The following is a 16,604-nucleotide window of genomic DNA, read 5'->3' on the forward strand; positions in this document are numbered from 1 at the left end:
AGTGAACGCGATCCGGGCTGAGCGGCAGACACCCTCGACTGAAGACCCGTCGACATCGTTGCGATCACACTGTTCTCACCGGATTCTTGGCGGGATGCGGTGTCGATGTCGTGTGCGGAGCAGGACGATCCGCGGTTCCGCTCGAGTGCTGCGGATCAGGGCTGGTTGCTCACGAGAGCAGTTGCGCGCGTCTCGGGAACTCCCAGCATCAGCAGGCTCGTGATCGCTGCTGCTCGGGCGCCGAGGGTCCCGTTCGACAGGTCGCTGTCCGCGATGGCGAACACGACGCCGTAGGCAACCTGGCTCAGAATGCCCGCCGGCAGGTGCTGTGCGAACACGTCGGTGTCCTGGCCCCGCTTTACGAGGTCGGCGAGGAGCTCGTCGAGTGGCCCGAGCAGGCTGTGGATCGCCTCGCCGTACTCGCCGCGGCGCAGCGCCAGCAGCACTCGGTAGCGGTGCGCCACCGGCCAGAGGCGGGCGATGAATTCGGCCCACGCCGCGTCCGCTTCTGCGTCGGAGGCGTTGACTTCGGTGAGCACGGCTGTCATCTCGGTGACGGCCCGTTCCGTGAGTGTCCGAATCAGGTCGAGGCGCGAGGGGAAATGGCCATAGACGGTGCGACGGACGACGCCGGCAGCGGAGGCGATGTCGCCCATGCCGGCGTCGGGGTTCTCTCCCAGCAGGTCGAGGGCGACGTCGAGGATGCGATCGCGTGTCTCGTTCATCGAACGCACGCGGGAGGACTCGGTGGGCACGACACCATTGTTGCACACCAGTGTGCAGTGAAGTAGATTGCACACTGGTGTGCAACGGAGGGTTGCGCTGTGCTTCGAAACCCAGGAGAAGAAGGCAATGACCGCACCGACGCCGCCGGCCTCGGCCCTCGTCCGCCCGTTCACCGTCTCGATCCCGGATTCGGAGATCGACGACGTGAAGCAGCGACTGGCCAGGACTCGATGGCCGGATCCGGAAACGGTGGGCGACTGGTCGCAAGGGGTCCGCGTAGAGAACGCCAGATCGCTGGTCGACTACTGGGAGCGCGGCTACGACTGGCGGCGCTTCGAGTCCGAGCTCAATCGCTTCCCCCAATTCCTGACCGAGATTGATGGGCTCGACATCCACTTCATCCACGTCAGGTCCAAGAATCCCAACGCGATGCCGCTGGTACTCACGCACGGATGGCCGGGCTCGATCGTCGAGTTCCTGAAGCTGATCGGCCCCCTGACCGATCCGGTTTCGTTCGGAGGAGACGCCGCCGATTCATTCGACGTCGTCGTCCCGTCGCTCCCCGGGTTCGGGTTCTCCCAGAAGCCCATGGAGACCGGGTGGACTGTATCGCGCATCGCAAGCGCGTGGGTGGAGCTGATGAAGCGTCTCGGCTACACGAGATGGGCCGCGCAAGGCGGCGATTGGGGTGCCGTCGTCACCACCGCCCTCGGGGCCATGCAACCTGAGGGGCTTCTCGGAATTCACCTGAACACCCAGTACGCCTTTCCCGCACAGATACCCGACACCTTGTCGCCCGAACAGCGCTACGCCGTGGAGACCCTCGCCCTCTACACCGGCGATCTCGGTGGGTCGAACCACCTTCAGCGCACGAAGCCGCAGACTGTCGGATTCGCCTTGGCGGACTCTCCCGCTGGTCAGGCAGCCTGGATCTACGAGAAGTTCCAGTCCAAGACCGACAACCACGGGCTGGCCGAGGACGCCCTCAGCATGGACGACATGCTCGACGCGATATCCCTCTACTGGTTCACCAACAGCGCAGCGTCGTCCGGCCGCATCTACTGGGAGAACAAATCGGCCACTCTCGCCGGCCCGAAGCTGACGCTTCCGGTCGCGGTGACCGTCTTCCCGAGGGACATCCCACGCCTGCCACGAAGCTGGATCGAAGACACCTACAGCAATCTGATCCATTACGGCGAGGCCGACAAGGGCGGCCACTTCGCGGCCTTGGAACAGCCCGAGATCCTGGTCAGCGAAATCCGCACCGGCCTGCGCACCCTTCGTTCCTGACGCCATCGCGCGAGCTCAGAGGGCAAAAAGCGCGCCTTCTATCATTTTTGCCCCGTTGCTCTGGATCACGACTGTTGGTCGTCGGGGCCTGTCGGGGCATGAGGGCCGGGCTGTGCGAACAGTCCGGCTTCGGTCTCGTCGAGGAATCCAAGGCTGACCCGGCGTTTGAGTTTGGCACGGGTGCCTTCGACGTGCTTGGGCATCAAGGGCAGGCGCAGCGCGAGGCATAGGTCGCGGGCGCGTAGCGGTCGGCGTTCGTGCTCGAATACGTCCATGATCTGCTGGTAGACCGCGCCGTCCGGCAGCGCCGGGGTCGGCGGCAGCTGGAGGTGAGGTCGGCGGCCATCGCGCGGACGGTCTTGGCCGTGGTCGCCAGGGCCTCGCAGCCAGCCTGCGCCTCGCGCAGGCGGGCGGCGAGTCCGCCGATCTGCTCGGCAAGTTGACGGCGCTACTGGGTAGCGGGGTGCCGCACCTCACTCTTCAGTAGCGCCGTTGTCGTGGCCAAGCCCTCGGTGACCTTCTCGACGTGGGGGTTCCTGGTCCGGTAAGGAGGGATCTACCTCGTGATCGTCACCCGCAGTGGTGCGAGGTCCGGGCTCGGGGCGGACCCCGTGGTGCCGCCGGACAGCGTCTGGGCGGACGTCGTCTGCGGAGCCACGCCCTTGTAGTAGGGCGTGTAGGCGTAGTGGGTGTCCACGCCGATGGCCGCACCGATCTTGGGAATGACCGGCGCGTCGACCGATCCGGTGCCGCCGAAGACGGCCACGTGGTCCATGCTCGCCGACATCCGCATCAGGTACCGCTTGGTGTCGTACGGCAGCGAGGTGGTGTCGGTCCACAGCAGCGGACCGTACGTGGTCATCGCCGACGACGCGGAGACACCGCCTCGCCAGCTGCTCACGGAGGCCACCGCGGCGTTCGACGGCAGCGACCACCACAGGTAAGCGAGCTGCATGGCGCTGAACTGTGGCGAGCCGGCGACCCGGTAATAGCTGTACTTGCTGGGCCAGTGCGGCATCTTGCCAGCGTTGTACGCCTTGGCCAGCGCCGACTCGGCGTCGGTCCCTACCGTGATGATGTCCGTCGTGCTGGGACTGTACTTGTTGAGGTACCCGTAGACCGACGACGTCATGGTCGTACCGTCGGTCAGGACGACGGTCGCGGTTCCGGAACTGCCCATGGAACCGGCGGCGGAGCTCGCCGCGAGGGCGTTGTGGTAGTCGGTGCCCGTTGCCAGGAAGATGTACTTCGGCGTGCTGGTGACGGTGTTGGCCACGGCCACCGAGGTGGAGTAGCGCGAGGTGCCGGACAGCCGCTTGGCCACGTATCCGAGCGAAGTCACCTTGGAGGCCACCGTGCTGTTGAGGATCGTGCTGCCGCCGATCAGGTAGACGGTCTTGCCCTTTGGCAGCATGCGCTTGAGTTCCGTCTGCACCGGGGAGTCCAGGCCCGTGCCGGACGTCATCAGCACCGGCCCGCGCTTCTTGCCGGCCAGCGATGTGGCGGTGGTGGCGTATGCCGAGTCGGACTTGCTGATGAGCACGGCCGCGCCCGCGTTCTTCAGGCCTGGCGTGCTCGTACCGACCGTGTTCCAGGTCCACTTGGACGCGGCGATGTTCGTGTCGTACGAGTCCGAGCCCCAGACACGGGAGATCGCGTTGTCACGGAGCGGCTGCCAGGCCACGTTCGTGCCCTGGGCCTGGGGCACCTGCGTCGCCGCACTCGTGGCGATCGTGTGGAGCCATGCCTGGGGGCTCTGACCGTAGACGTCGATGTCGTACGCGATGCGGTCGCCCTGCGGGGACCAGGCGGGACGGTTGTGGTCGGCTGCGTCCGTGGTGAGCTGGGTCAGCCCGGTGCCGTCGGTGTTGACCGTGAAGAGCTGCTTGTGACCGTCGACCGATAGGGTGAAGGCCACCGACTGGCCGTCGGGGGAGATGCTCGGCTCGCTCGCGTCATCGGCCAACTTGGTGAACGCGCCGGAGTGGCCGTTGTAGACCCAGACGGCCGGGGTGCCGGCGGTGGCGCAGCTCGTCCCCGTCCGTACGAAGGCGAGCATGCCGTTCACCGCGCCGCTCGGCTGGGAGTCGCAGCCGTCGACGTCGGTGCCGAACAGGGCCTTGGGCGCGCGGGTGCCGTCCGCTGCGGTCAGCCGCAGCCGGCCACCGGCCGTGAAGACGACATCGCCGCCGCCGTACCAGAACGTCGGATCGTGCGGATGCCAGCCACTGCCCGACGGCATGGCGATGCGGATGCCGGTGTCCTCGGAGTCGGCCCATGCCGTGGCGATGTAGTCGCCGTTCACGAACGCGACCTGACTGCCGTCGGCGGACCACGCGCCCTGGTTTCCGGACGTGGCGAACGCGGACAACCGCGACCCGTCGGTGTTGACGAAGTACATCCAGCCGCCGATGTCCGTGTACAGCAGCTTCCCGTCGGTGGCGGGCCGGCTGCTGGAGACGGCCGCCGCCGGCCCCGGAAGCGCGGCGAGGCCCGCCGCGAGCGCGGCGGCGCCGGTGAGCGCCGCAAGTATGCGGCGCATACGCATGTTCAATGTGCCCCCACAAGTGAATGGATGGCCGCCGCGCCCCTTCCCCAAGGTGAACGGACGGCGTCATGCTCATCCACGCGGCAGCGACGAAACACTAGAGCCAGGCCCCGGTAGCCGGGAAGAGACAGAAGATCACGGCTTCGCGAGTGTTTGCCGCCCGGTCGGGGCCGCCCGTCGACGGAGTGGCGCGGCAGTCGTGTCACCACCTCTGGTGCCGAACAGCGTCGGCTTGGCGAGGGTTGAGACGTCCCACCCTCAGCGGCCCACGTGGCCGGATGTCGTTCCGCTGCCTTGTTATGGGTTGTAGTCGCTGTTTGACGATCTGTAGATTGCGCGGTTCTCTGCTGCCGCAGGCACGTCTGCGGAGCCCTATGACCACGGGTGCGATGCGGAGATGCCGGACAACCGGCTGTCCTGGGGCGTCGGCGACGCCCTTAAACGGGAGGGATCTGTGCGTTCGCGCTTCAAGAGGACGGCGTTCACGAACGCCGCCACGCTCTGCATACTCGGCTCTGCACTGGCTGCTAGCGCCTGTGCCGAACCCGCGTCCGTGCCCGCGAGCAGCGCTTCTCAGAGCAAGCCTCAGATCATGTCGAACGACGAGTACGTCGCGCGCTTCTGTGTGAAGAAGGCTCTGGAACAGGGAGTACCGCTGCCGGCCGACACTGCCGAGAACCGAGGTGATAGTCGTCTGTCCGGAGGCCGTAGAGTGCGCCCATGGAGATCCCCGGCCTCGGCCCCGTGACCGTCGATGCTGACTTCGGCGACTACGTGAGCCCGTCGCTTCCCGTTCCCGTCTTTGGTGACGCCCTCTGCCGGTTCGTCGTCGTCGACTATGACGATGACGATGCGAAGGCCGACTTCGAGACGGCCATCAGCGCGTTTCTGGGGCTTGACGAATCGGCCCTGAGGTCCGCGTCGGTGCCGATCTTCCAGTACTACCTGGATGTGAAGACCGAGGCGGGCGACGATGAGGACCTCGTGTCCATCGCCGGCCCGGACGACATCTGGTCGTCTATCCGGCCCGGAGGCGAGGTGACGGTCCAGCGGGAGGACGCTTACGGCGACCGGCAGGTATACGTCTCCGTGGAGTGCGAGTGCGCTTGGGAACCCGAGCACGGTCTTCAGATCGTGTTCCGCCGGGGTTGTTCGGTGACGAAGGTGGGTCCCTTCGACAGTCACCTCACCAACGTCTCCGCCTTCGGCCGTGCGGATCTCGCTGACGTCGTCTACCACCGATTCGGCTGAGGCGGCCCGCAGCGCTGAGGTCTGGCTTCACCGGTTCTCCTTCCCCAGGAGCTTGCGTCGCTGGCGGGTCCGGTGGGAGTCACCGGTCAAGGTAAGCACCTCGGCGTGGTGGACCAGACGGTCGATCATCGCGGCCGCGACGACGTCGTCGGAGAAGGCGTCTCCCCACCGCCCAAAGGGCAGGCTCGAGGTCACCAGCACCGAGCCCTGCTCATAGCGCGCTGCGATGAGCTGGAAGAACAGGTTCGCCGCGACCCGCTGAGGCCAGGGGAGCCGAACGAACCGGGCGGAGGCCCGCCGTGCCGCCCGTCGGGGGCGCGGCGGCCCTGAGGGATTGCCGCGGGGGCGCCGGCCCGGTCATGCGGGACCCCGTGCCGGTGTCGTGCCCAGCTCGCGTGCCGCCAGGGCCCAGCTGAGTTCCACCACGGTGTCCGGAGCGTCCAGGCTCGTGCCGGTCAGCTCCTCGAAACGGCGCAGCCGGTAGCGGACGGTGTTGACGTGGACGTGTGCGCTGCGGGCGACTGCGCGGACCTGCCGGCCCTGCTCCAGGTACGCCCGCACCGACTCCTCGATCAGCGCACCGAACTCCCCCTGCGCCTCCAGGGGGCGCAGGTAGCGGTCGCGCAGCAGGTCGGCGAGTTCCGGTTCGGCGACGACCGCGGCCCGCCAGGACAGGTCGCTCAGGTCGTACGCACCGCGCAGACCGTAGGCACGGGCGGCCTCCAGCATCCTGCCGGCGGCACGGAAGGAGCGGTGCGCCGCGGCCAGGTCCGTCGGCGGGCCGAGCCCCGCCGTCACCGCCAGGTCACCGGTCTCCGGCTTCCCCTCGACGACTCCGGCGACTGCCTCGTCCAGCACCGTGAGCAGCGCGCTTCGACCGTTGCGGCGGCAGTGGGACTCGAGGGAGCGCGACAGCGCGTCCGAAGCCGCGTCGCCGTCCGGTACGGCTCTGACGGCCCGGTACGGCCGCGACAGGTCCAGACCGTAGATCGCAGCCCCGCTGTGGATCTCCACCGCGCTGAGCGTCCCGTACAGCACTCCGCGCAGGAAGTCGGCGCGGCGGCGGGCGTCGAACAGGGCGGCGGCGACCTCCGCCTGCCGGTGGACCGCAGCGATCTGCAGGCTCGCGACATCCGCGAGTTCCCACAGGCAGGTGGTGCGGTCGATGACGAGACCGGGGTCGAGACCGCGTTCGGTCGCCTCCGCGATGAACAGGTCCCGTATCGCGCTCAGCGCCCGGCGGAAGGCACGGAGCCCGTCGCTGAGCGGCACGCCCTGGGCGACCCGGTCGCGGGCGACTTCTGCTTCGCCGAAGTCTTCGGGTGGAGGCACCGTCCCCTCCCGCAGCACGGTCAGAGCCCGCTGGAAGTGCCGGCGCCAGATCTCGTCCAGCAATTCCTGCGGCACCGCCCGGTAGGACGGGATGTGATCCATCAGGTCCGCGTGCAACCGCCCACCCAGGTTCCTGTGCTGCGCGGCCATCGCGGCGATGACCCGTTCGAGGGGCGCTGCCGCACCCGACGGTCCGGGCATGGACCTCACCTCCGCCCTTCCGGAAACCGGCCGTTGTGCAACTGAACAATATGCCGACCTCCTCCCTTGGCCGGCGAGCCGGCGACAGGCACCCGCCTCCGACAGCACAGTGGCACTGCGGCGGAAGCAGTGCACAGGCGCACGCAACACGGCGCCGATCACCCGTGCCCAGGCCCGCCTCCATGGCAACGATGCACCCCGACGAACAGTGCGGAGACCTCCATGCCCGACGATTACCCCCCGCGGCCCGGCCCCGCTGCCGCCGACACCGACCCGCGCCTGGCGCCGCTGCCCGAGGACCGCTGGGACGCGACCACCCGGGAACTGCTCGCCCCGATCCCCCGGGATGCCGACGGCCGCCTCGCCAACGTCTTCACCACCTTGGTGCGCCACAACGGCCTGTTCCGGCACTTCCTGCCGTTCGGCACCCACCTGCTCCGCGGCGGCCGTCTTCCGGACCGGACCCGGGAACTGCTGATCCTGCGTACCGCGTACAACACCCGGGCCGGTTACGAGTGGGGGCGGCATGTACCCCTGGCCAGGGCCGCCGGGATCACCGGCGAGGAAGTCCGGCGGGTGGGCGCGGGCCCGGACGCCCAGGGATGGGCGCCGGCCGACGCCTGTCTGCTGCGTGCCGCCGACGAGCTGCACCGGGACGCACGCCTGTCCGCTGCCACCTGGTCCGCACTCGCCACGGACCACGACGAGGCGCAGCTGATCGAAATCACCATGCTCGTCGGCCAGTACCACATGGTCGCCTTCTTCCTGAACTCCGTCGGCACCCCGCTCGAGCCCGGCTACGCAACGGAAACCCTGCCCGCTCCCACCGAAGCCGGCCGGGACGCGGCGGAAGGAGCACACGGCGATGTCTGAGCGCCAGCTCCCCACCATCCGGCCGAACGGCCTCCTGACCGGCCGGAACGTTCTGGTCGTCGGTGCGGGCACCCGCCCCAGCGACGATCCGGCGGCCCCGGTGGGCAACGGGCGGGCGGTGGCCGTGCTCGCCGCCCGCGAAGGAGCCTCCGTGGCCTGTGCCGACGTCTCTCCCGGTGCCGCGGAGGCCACCGCCGCACTGGTCGGCGAGGAAGGCGGCCGTGGCGTCGCCGTGGTCGGAGACGCCACGGACCCCGGCCAGTCCTCGGCCGTGGTCGCCGAGGCCCTCAGCGAACTCGGGGCGCTCGACGCCCTGGTGGTCAACGTCGGCATCGGCCTCGGTGCGGGCCTGACGGACACCTCACCGCAGCAGTGGGAACGCGTGCTCGCGCTCAACCTGGGCGCCCCGTTCCTCGCCGCCAAGTACGCACTGCCCGCGATCGCCGATGGGGGCTCGATCGTCTTCGTCGGTTCCGCGGCCGGCCTGCGCGCCGCCACCAACTCGCCCGCCTACGACAGTTCCAAGGCGGGCCTCTTCGGTCTCACCCGGCATGTGGCCAAGGAAGGAGCGCCGCGCGGCGTCCGCGCCAACCTGGTCGTCCCGGGCCTGATCGACACACCGATGGGCCGCGAGGCCTCGGCCCGACGCGCGTCGCGTACCGCCTCGCTCACCCGCATACCGCTCGGACGCCAGGGCACCGCCTGGGAGGTGGCCGAAGCCGTCACCTTCCTGCTCTCCGACCGTGCCTCCTACATCACCGGGCAGAGCCTGGTGGTGGACGGAGGACTGAACGCCGTCTGAGCAGCCGGTGCCAGTTTCCGGGGCGAGGGCGGTCCCCGGCGGGCGCGGCGCCGACCGGGACCGCCCCGCCGACACGGGTCGGCCGGCGCGGGGCCATCGGCGGCCGCTACGTTGGCCGGGTGAGGACTGTCTTGCCTGCGTTGTCCCGGTTGCCTGCCGATCCGTCGCTGATCAGCCTCGCCTACCACCACGAACATCCCGTCGAGGCGTTCGAGTTCGACGACACGCTGGAGGTCTGGGCGGTGACCGCGCGGATCGACGCTGACGTCCTGGCCGAGGACGTGGCCGCCCGCGGTGACGGTGACGATGACCAGGAGATACTGGACGCCGTGCAGGATGTGGCGGTCGCCCGTATGTCCTTTGTCCGCGTGCGGATGCTCGGGCCTGGCGACCCCTTCGAGGCGATGGACGCCTACACCGGGGACGTCTCCCGCATCGGTGAGACGCTGCCGGACGTCGGCCGCAGCGAGTACGCCCCCGCTTTCGAGGAGGCGCTCTCACATCCTGTCGGTGACCTGCTGGTCATGGACCGGGCCATTCTCGAGCCCGAATGGCGCGGGGCGGGCCTGGGTCCGGTGCCGGCAGGCGCGGCCATCCGCCGCCTGTCGCAGGACTGCACCGCGGTGGCGTGCGAGCCGGGACCGCCGACGGCCGCGAGATGACCGAGGAAGAGCACCGCCAAAGCGCCACATTCACCGGGATCTGCTCACCCATACCGGCGGACACATCACCGACGACGCAGCCGTCCTGGCCATCGAACGCACCGCTTCCCACCACCCCCCTCGGCCCCGGACCGCCGTCCCCAGCCCGGTAACCGTCACGGGGGCCGCAGACCGCAGGAGGTCGTCAACGGCGGTGTGGAGGTAGCCGTAGCCAAGGTTCGGGCGGCCGTGGCGATGCGGCTGCCGTGTCGCACAAGCACTCGCGGGATCCGGCCGACCGCGGGCTCATGCTGGGCGAAGCGGGGCGAGCCCGACCGGCTGCCGGTGGCCTGTCGCCGCACGCACGGTGTCACCTACTTCCATGGCTGCTATTCCGTTGGCGACGACCGGGTCGTGGGGCGTCAACGGCCGCCGCAAGGGCACTGCCAACAGCCTGGCTGCGCTGAAGTCGATCCGCGCCGCCCGTCCGGCGGCGCCACGATCTACATCGTCTCGGACAATTTCTCCGCCCACACAGGCGCCGACATCGGCCGCTTGGCGAAAAAGAACAAGGTCGAGCTGTGCTTCACCCCGACCTACGCCTCCTGAGCCAACCCGATTGAGGCACACTTCGGCCCGCTGCGGCAGTTCACGCCGGCCAACTCCAGCCACCGCAGTCGCCCCGCGTGGACCCGGGCCCTGCACCGCTACCTGCGCTGGCGCAACGCCAACGCCCGCCACCTCGATCTGCTCGCCGCCCAGCGCAAGGAACGTGCCCGCATCCGCTGTGAGAAGGGCATCTGCTGGGGTGGACGCCCCCTTGCAGCCGTGGCTTGACAACGGGCGAACCCGATGCGGTCACAGCATTAGTTGGGTGTGGGGAGGCGTGCAGGGGCGGTGTTGCTCACCTGCTGAAAAATGACCGAGGTGCGGAAGCCGGTGATTTCACCGCGTTTGCTGAGCCGGTCGGTCAGGAAGGCGTGCAGGTGGTCGAGGTCCTGCACCGCGACGTGAAGGAGGAAGTCGTCGCCTCCGGAGAGCACGAACACGTGGAGGACTTCCGGCAGGCCGCTGGCGAAGCCCTTGAAGGCGTCGATGACGGCGCGACTGAGGGGACGTACCTGAACGGACACGAGCGCCTGAACGTTGCGATTGAGGGCTGCGGGGTCGATGTGGGCGTGGTAGCCGCGGATGACGCCCCGGCGGTGGAGCGCCCGAACCCGCTCCAGGCAGGTCGACGGGGCGATGCCGAGTTGCCGGGCGATTTCACGGTTGGACTGCCGTGCATCTGTCTGGAGAAGCCGGACAATTTCCGAATCAAGTTCGTCCATGGCCGGCAACCGTATCCCATTTTCCCTCAGTCGTTCGGCCATGACCGTGTTCAGTGAAGCGTTCGTGCAGCATGTCACTACCAAGCCGAATAAGCGAAGGGACGGGCGGGTTCATGCTCGATCATGAGCAGGTCGCGATCCACACCGGTCGGCGCTCGCGACTTCCGGTGATCGTGGCTGTGCACTCCACGGCACTCGGTCCGGCAGCCGGCGGCCTCCGGGTCTGGCACTACCCCCACTGGCGGGACGGCCTCACCGACGCCCTTCGCCTGTCCGCCGCGATGACCTCCAAATTCGCCGTTGCCGGGCTGCCCAGCGGCGGCGGGAAGGCCGTCGTGGTCCTGCCGGAGGGGATGAAAGTCGATGTTGGTCGACGTCGCGACGTGCTGCGTGACGTGGCAGACGTCATCGACTCGCTCGGCGGGGCGTACGCCACCGGACCGGATGTCGGGACCGGCCCCGACGACATGGCAGTGATCGGGGAAACCACTCCCTATGTGTTCTGCCGGCCGGTGCATCTGGGCGGCAGCGGCGACTCGTCTCCGCATACCGCACAGGGGACGCTCGCCGCGTTGCGCGCCGTGAGCCGACGGTTGTACGGCACCGCGAGTCTGGAGGGCCGAAGTCTCGCCGTGGTCGGTCTGGGCCGCGTCGGCGCCGACCTCGCCCGCCTCCTCGCCGCAGAGGGCGCCGCCCTGACGGTCACCGACATCGACCCGGACAAGCGCAGCACCGCCGACGAGCTCGACGCTGTCTGGCGGTCGCCCGACGAGATCCTCGCCGCGAACGTGGACATCCTGGTCCCCGCGGCCCTCGGCTCCGTCCTGACCAGGCAGACAGTGGCGGAGCTGAACTGCCGCGCTGTGGTTGGACCGGCGAACAACCAGCTCGCCACGCCCGATGTCGCAGACCTGCTGCACCACCGCGACATCATCTGGGTGCCGGACTATGTCGCGAGCGCAGGAGGAGTCATCAACGCCGTCAGCACCGAACTCCACCACGTCAGTGCCGACGAAGCCCACGCACGCGTCCGCGCCATCGAGGACACCGTCGACGAGCTGCTGGACACCGCGCAACGCCGCGGTCAGACCCCGGCGCAGGCGGCCGGCGAGCTGGCCATGCGCCGCCTGCGCGCCGCCTCTGCCCCGGTCAACTCACCCACACCATCGTTGCGGCTGCGGGCAGCGGGGCCCGGCGACGCCGAGAACATGGCACTGCTGCACGCCGACAGCTGGCGTCGGTACTACCGCGGCGCGTACTCCGACGCGTTCCTGGACGGTGACGCGGTGGCCGACCGGCGGTCCGTCTGGTCCTCGCGTCTTTCCGCCTCGACCAGGGGCGGCGCGACGGTCGTGGCCGAGGACGACACCGGACTTGCGGGGTTCGTCCACGTCGTCTTCGACGAGGACAGCCGCTGGGGCAGCCTCGTCGACAACCTGCACGTCGCCCAGCACCGCCGGCGAACGGGCCTCGGCACCACGCTGCTCTCCCACGCTGCGCAGGCCGTTGTCGAACGCGCGACGGGCAACGCCCTGTACCTGTGGGTGCTCGAAAAGAACACAGCGGCCCAGGAGTTCTACCGAACCCTGGGCGGCATCTGTGTCGAAAAGGCGCCGGTGTCACCCCCCGGCGGCGTACCGTCCCGGCTCGCCGGCTCACCCACCAAGCTCCGCTTCACCTGGCCCGACGCCTCGCTGCTCACGCAGACCGACGCACGACGAGGCGCACAGACAACCCCGAGGAACACGCCATGACCACCGATACGGGCACCGCCGTCGACCATTACGACCGGCTGCTCGCCGAGCACTACACCTGGATGCTGGGCGGCGATGTCCACGAAGTCGCGGACCGGCAGGCCACGCTGCTCTCAGAACTCGGCGTGGCGGGGGTCGAAGACGGCGGGACGGCCATTGATCTGGGCTGCGGCTCCGGTGCGCAGACGCTGGCCCTGGTCCGCCTCGGCTTCTCACCCGTGATCGCCATGGACACCAGCCGCCGCCTGCTCGACGAGCTTGTCGCGCATGCCCAGGGCACCCAGGCGGTGCGGCCCGTTCACGGCGACATCCGCACCCTGCTGCCCGAGGCGGCCGAGCCGGGCACGGTCGCGGCCGTCGTCTGCATGGGTGACACGCTTCCCCATCTCCCGGCCAAGGAAGACGTCCCCGTCCTGCTCGGCCACATCGGCCGTGCCCTCGCCTCCGGTGGCCACCTCGTCGTCACCTACCGCGACCTCACAGCCGAGCTACGTGGCACCGACCGCTTCATTCCGGTACGCAGCAGCAACGACCGGCTGCTCACCTGCTTCCTCGAATACCGCGACGAGGACACCGTGATCGTCCACGACCTGCTCCACACCCGGACGAACGGCTCCTGGCAGCAACAGGCAAGCAGCTACCCCAAGCTGCGGATCGCGTCCGCCTGGCTGGCCGAGCAGTGCCGGGCGGCGGGACTGGACGTCCACCGCGACGCCGCCGACTCCAGGGGCATGCGGATCCTGCACGCCGTAAAACCCTGACGGGCGATCAAGGCTCGTCGGCAAGAACCGTGACGACCACCTTACGGAAGGCCCCAGTCTTCGGCGAGGGACCTTCCCGGTGAACACCAGGTGCCCTGGCGCCGACCAGACGTGATGCGCAACGGCTCCAAGATGCGGTACGCGACCGTGGCGGTCATGGCCACGTGCGCACCGGCGCGAACTGAAGGGCGGACATGACCGATCCAAGCAGAAGAGGCGAGCTGTTCGGCGGCGCAGACGGTGCTCGCCGGTTCACCGGCCCGACGACCGGCGGCCTGCTCAGCGCCGCCGGGGACGCCGACGCTTCCGCACGGCCATGGCCGCCGCGATACGCGACATCACCGGCAGCGGCTCCACCATCACCTGGGTGCTGAACAACCATGACAGGTTCGAGCCGTCGCCCGATACGGCGAAGCCGGCAGCCGCGACAGCGGCCTGGGCACGGCCCGCGTCCTGGCCGCCGCTCTGCTCATGTTCGCCCTGTCCGGCGCGGCCTACATCTACCAGTGCGAGGAGCAGGGTCTGCCCAAGGGGCTGGACCTGCCAGACGAAGTGCTCACCGACCCCATCTTCCGTCGCACTGACAGTCGTGACCGAGTCCGCGACGGCTGCCTGGTCCCGCAGCCCGACCATGGCTGCCACAGCCCGCATGATTCGCCGAAAACGCCACCGAGCGTGCCCTGGCCGACACCCGCTCGTTCCGGCACCTGCAGCGGGAGTCCCTCCAACTGTGGCTCTCCCCGCCGCAGTTGGGCGACGGCTGCTCCCCTGGCTCGAGTCCCTACCACACGTCCTGGCCTTCGCCCGCGGCGACGAACGGATCCGCGCGGGCCAGCAATGCCTGCCCACCCGGCAACACCGCCGCATGGTGGATCGTCGACTCCCAATGCCGGAATCGCTTCCGCCGCTACGCGATCAACTTCAGCGACCACGCCACCTCGGCCCCCGTCACCGGCGCCCGAAACTGCCCTGGGCGGCGCGTTCACCCGAGCGTCGATCCCGAGGTGGACTGACCACCAAAATCCATCTCACCTGAGCTGCCCCGAGTTTCGTGGAGTCCGCGATCGTGTGATCAAGCGGTCTGCGGGGCTTCCGCCGGTTGCGCCCAGTACGCCTGTTCGTACTCGTCGGGCGGCACATAGCCGAGGGCGGAGTGGAGCCGTTCACCGTTGTACCACGCGACCCACTGGAACACAGCCCGCTCGACCTCGTCGAGGTTCCGCCGCGGCCCCTGATGCTCGATCAGTTCGGCCTTGAACGTGCCGTTCAGGGCCTCGGCCATCGCGTTATCGTAACTGTGCGCGACGGAGCCGACCGACGCGGAGGCGCCGACCTCGGCAATCGCTCTGTGTAGCGAATGGACACGTATTGCGACCCGCGGTCGCTGTGGTGAATGAGATCGGCGTCCTTCTTGATCTTCTGCCGCCACAGGGCCATCTCCAACGCGTCCAGCGGCAGGTCTGTGCGTATGTGATTCGCAACCTGCCAGCCCACGATCCGACGGGAGTACGCGTCCAGGACAAAAGCGACGTAGACCCAGCCTGACCAGGTGCGGACGTAGGTCAGGTCGGCCAGCCACAGTTGGTTCGGCCGCTCGGCGGTGAACCGCCGGTTGACCAGGTCGGGCGGACGCGGGGCGGCCGGCTCGGGGATGGTGGTGCGCCGGCGCTGTCCGCGGATGACGCCCTCGATGCCGAGCTCACGCATCAGCCGCTCGATGGTGCAGCGGGCGACGCGGTGCCCCGCGCGGATGAGGGCGCGGGTGACACGGCGGGCGCCGTAGGTGCGGCCCGAGTCCTCCCACACGGCCGTGACCAGCGGGATCAGCGCCTCGTCGCGGAGCTGGCGGGCCGACTTCGGCCGCTGCTTGCGCGCGAAGTACGTCGACGGGGACAACTGAAGCACCCGGCAGACGGGATCGACCCCGAAGCCGTCGCGCAGGTGGTCGATCACCTGCTCGGCCTCGTCCGGGGACGGTCGATCTCCTGGGCAAAAAACACGCTGGCCGCTTTGAGAATCTCGTTGGCCCGCCTCAACTCGGCGTTTTCTTTGCGGAGTTGTTTCAGCTCCTCCAGCTCGGAGCTGGTCAGGCGGTCGTCGCGCTCGCCGGCGTCGGCCTCGGCCTGGCGGACCCAGGACCGCAGGGCCTCTTTGTGGATGCCGAGGTCACGGGCTACGTGCGCGATCGGACGGCCGCTCGAGCGGACCTCGCGGACGGCGCGCTCGCGGAGCTCATCGGGGTACTTACGGGGTGCTGGCACTGCTGATGGTTCTCCTTACGCCTGGATCGTAACCCAGGCTTCAGGGACTCCACGAAAGCAAGAGCAGCTCACACCTGCGACGGCAAGGGCCGCCAGCTCGCGATCCTGGTGACGCCAGGACAACGCCACGACAGCATCTGTGCACGCCCTCTTCTGCGACGGATCCGCGCTCCTGGCACCGCCCTGGGCCGACCACGCTGCCGGCCCGACAAGGTCATCGCAGAAAAGGCCTACAGCTCCCGCGGGTTCCGCGCCTACCTGCGCAAACGCAGCATCCCGAACACCATCCCAGAGAAGACCGAGCAGCGATGGCACCGGCTGGCCCGTGGCACCCGCATCACGCTGCTTCAACCGGCTCAAAGGCTTCCGCGGCATCGCTACCAGATAGGAGAAGACCGCCACCTCCTGCGAAGCGGCGGTCACACTCGCGTCATTCCTGCTCTGAGCAAGATCCGTCTGAAGACGGACCCTGGTCCCTGCGTACGGCGGATACCGCCAACACCCTTCCCGTTGTCACGGGCCCGTCGGGCATCGGTGTGAAGGAGGGCGGAGCTTCACTTGCAGGTGCCGCTGCCGGAGTCGTTGTACTGCAGCGCCGTGGAGTCGAAGCCCGGGCCCGGCTGGACGGGCTTGTAGTCCCAGTTGTAGCTGTGGGACTTGAGAGTGAGCTTCATGCCGCCGAAGGCGCTGTCCTGGGCGGTGACCACGTTGGGGTTGTCGTAATTGCCCGGTATGCCGGCGAGGGTGTCGATGGCCTCGCCGCCGGAGCCGACGATGAACTCCGGGATGCCATGGTTCGGGTCGTACTCACCGGCCGGGTTCATCGGGCGCAG

At 68.8% G+C, this 16,604-nt stretch carries 13 protein-coding genes, 5 pseudogenes and 1 other annotated feature; of the genes and pseudogenes, 10 read left to right on the top strand and 8 right to left on the bottom strand.

The genetic code is table 11. The features are described 5' to 3' along the window. Positions 1–155 precede the first annotated feature (155 nt). Positions 156–755: a TetR/AcrR family transcriptional regulator gene (locus AB0950_RS36590; RefSeq protein ID WP_366780387.1), complete on the bottom strand. Its 600-nt coding sequence runs from the start codon at positions 753–755 to the stop codon at positions 156–158. A 97-nt stretch (positions 756–852) separates the two neighbouring features. Between AB0950_RS36590 and AB0950_RS36595 the strand changes: the two genes are divergently transcribed. Then, positions 853–2,016, top strand: a complete 1,164-nt coding sequence (locus AB0950_RS36595) for an epoxide hydrolase family protein (protein ID WP_366780388.1) — start codon at positions 853–855, stop codon at positions 2,014–2,016. 65 nt (positions 2,017–2,081) lie between these two features. Here AB0950_RS36595 and AB0950_RS36600 read toward each other — a convergent pair whose 3' ends face one another. Both AB0950_RS36600 and AB0950_RS36605 read right to left on the bottom strand, forming a co-directional pair. After that, the gene (locus tag AB0950_RS36600) at positions 2,082–2,291 is read right to left on the bottom strand and encodes a hypothetical protein (RefSeq protein ID WP_366780389.1); all 210 of its coding nucleotides are present in this window, start codon (positions 2,289–2,291) and stop codon (positions 2,082–2,084) included. Positions 2,292–2,572: 281 nt separating this feature from the next. After that, positions 2,573–4,558 (bottom strand): cell wall-binding repeat-containing protein, encoded by a 1,986-nt coding sequence (locus AB0950_RS36605; protein ID WP_366780390.1) that lies wholly within the window; start codon positions 4,556–4,558, stop codon positions 2,573–2,575. A gap of 726 nt (positions 4,559–5,284) precedes the next feature. Between AB0950_RS36605 and AB0950_RS36610 the strand changes: the two genes are divergently transcribed. Then, complete coding sequence (locus tag AB0950_RS36610) at positions 5,285–5,815, top strand: hypothetical protein (RefSeq protein ID WP_366780391.1); 531 nt, start codon at positions 5,285–5,287, stop codon at positions 5,813–5,815. A 27-nt stretch (positions 5,816–5,842) separates the two neighbouring features. Here the strand turns inward: AB0950_RS36610 and AB0950_RS36615 are convergent. Next, a pseudogene (locus tag AB0950_RS36615) lies at positions 5,843–6,061 on the bottom strand (ATP-binding protein); the annotation flags it as partial. A gap of 111 nt (positions 6,062–6,172) precedes the next feature. Beyond that, positions 6,173–7,348 (bottom strand): helix-turn-helix domain-containing protein, encoded by a 1,176-nt coding sequence (locus AB0950_RS36620; protein WP_366780392.1) that lies wholly within the window; start codon positions 7,346–7,348, stop codon positions 6,173–6,175. A gap of 222 nt (positions 7,349–7,570) precedes the next feature. Here AB0950_RS36620 and AB0950_RS36625 point away from each other — a divergent pair, with 222 nt between their 5' ends. From AB0950_RS36625 to AB0950_RS36640, 4 genes and pseudogenes are all read left to right on the top strand, one after another. After that, the gene (locus AB0950_RS36625) at positions 7,571–8,221 is read left to right on the top strand and encodes a carboxymuconolactone decarboxylase family protein (protein WP_366780394.1); all 651 of its coding nucleotides are present in this window, start codon (positions 7,571–7,573) and stop codon (positions 8,219–8,221) included. Further along, on the top strand, positions 8,214–9,023 hold the full coding sequence (locus AB0950_RS36630; protein WP_366780395.1) for an SDR family oxidoreductase: 810 nt from the start codon (positions 8,214–8,216) through the stop codon (positions 9,021–9,023). Before AB0950_RS36625 ends, AB0950_RS36630 begins: the two co-directional genes overlap by 8 nt. Before the next feature lie 131 nt (positions 9,024–9,154). Next, positions 9,155–9,685, top strand: coding sequence for a hypothetical protein (locus AB0950_RS36635; RefSeq protein ID WP_366780396.1), 531 nt, complete (start codon positions 9,155–9,157; stop codon positions 9,683–9,685). Positions 9,686–9,949: 264 nt separating this feature from the next. Continuing rightward, positions 9,950–10,501 (top strand): annotated as a pseudogene (locus tag AB0950_RS36640) (transposase); the annotation flags it as partial. A 29-nt stretch (positions 10,502–10,530) separates the two neighbouring features. On the opposite strand, the gene AB0950_RS36645 reads toward AB0950_RS36640, so the two are convergent. Continuing rightward, positions 10,531–10,995 carry an Lrp/AsnC family transcriptional regulator gene (locus AB0950_RS36645; RefSeq protein ID WP_366780397.1) on the bottom strand — a complete coding sequence of 155 codons (465 nt, stop codon included), beginning with the start codon at positions 10,993–10,995 and terminating at the stop codon, positions 10,531–10,533. A 71-nt stretch (positions 10,996–11,066) separates the two neighbouring features. Between AB0950_RS36645 and AB0950_RS36650 the strand changes: the two genes are divergently transcribed. From AB0950_RS36650 to AB0950_RS36660, 3 genes and pseudogenes are all read left to right on the top strand, one after another. Further along, the gene (locus AB0950_RS36650; protein ID WP_366780399.1) at positions 11,067–12,749 is read left to right on the top strand and encodes a GNAT family N-acetyltransferase; all 1,683 of its coding nucleotides are present in this window, start codon (positions 11,067–11,069) and stop codon (positions 12,747–12,749) included. After that, entirely contained in the window at positions 12,746–13,510 is a 765-nt protein-coding gene (locus AB0950_RS36655; RefSeq protein ID WP_366780400.1) for a methyltransferase domain-containing protein, read from the top strand. The genes AB0950_RS36650 and AB0950_RS36655 overlap by 4 nt, the downstream gene beginning before the upstream one ends. Before the next feature lie 304 nt (positions 13,511–13,814). Next, a pseudogene (locus AB0950_RS36660) lies at positions 13,815–14,324 on the top strand (alpha-amylase family glycosyl hydrolase); the annotation flags it as partial. Between the two features lie 258 nt (positions 14,325–14,582). On the opposite strand, the pseudogene AB0950_RS36665 reads toward AB0950_RS36660, so the two are convergent. Beyond that, positions 14,583–15,771, bottom strand: a pseudogene (locus tag AB0950_RS36665) (IS3 family transposase). Next, positions 15,398–15,511: a sequence feature (AL1L pseudoknot), on the bottom strand. It overlaps the preceding pseudogene by 114 nt. A gap of 21 nt (positions 15,772–15,792) precedes the next feature. Between AB0950_RS36665 and AB0950_RS36670 the strand changes: the two are divergent. Further along, the gene (locus tag AB0950_RS36670; protein ID WP_366780403.1) at positions 15,793–16,311 is read left to right on the top strand and encodes a transposase; all 519 of its coding nucleotides are present in this window, start codon (positions 15,793–15,795) and stop codon (positions 16,309–16,311) included. A gap of 14 nt (positions 16,312–16,325) precedes the next feature. Here AB0950_RS36670 and AB0950_RS36675 read toward each other — a convergent pair. After that, positions 16,326–16,604, bottom strand: a pseudogene (locus AB0950_RS36675) (hypothetical protein); the annotation flags it as partial.

It is taken from the genome of Streptomyces sp. NPDC007189 (genome assembly GCF_040703635.1).
GTDB lineage: Bacteria > Actinomycetota > Actinomycetes > Streptomycetales > Streptomycetaceae > Streptomyces.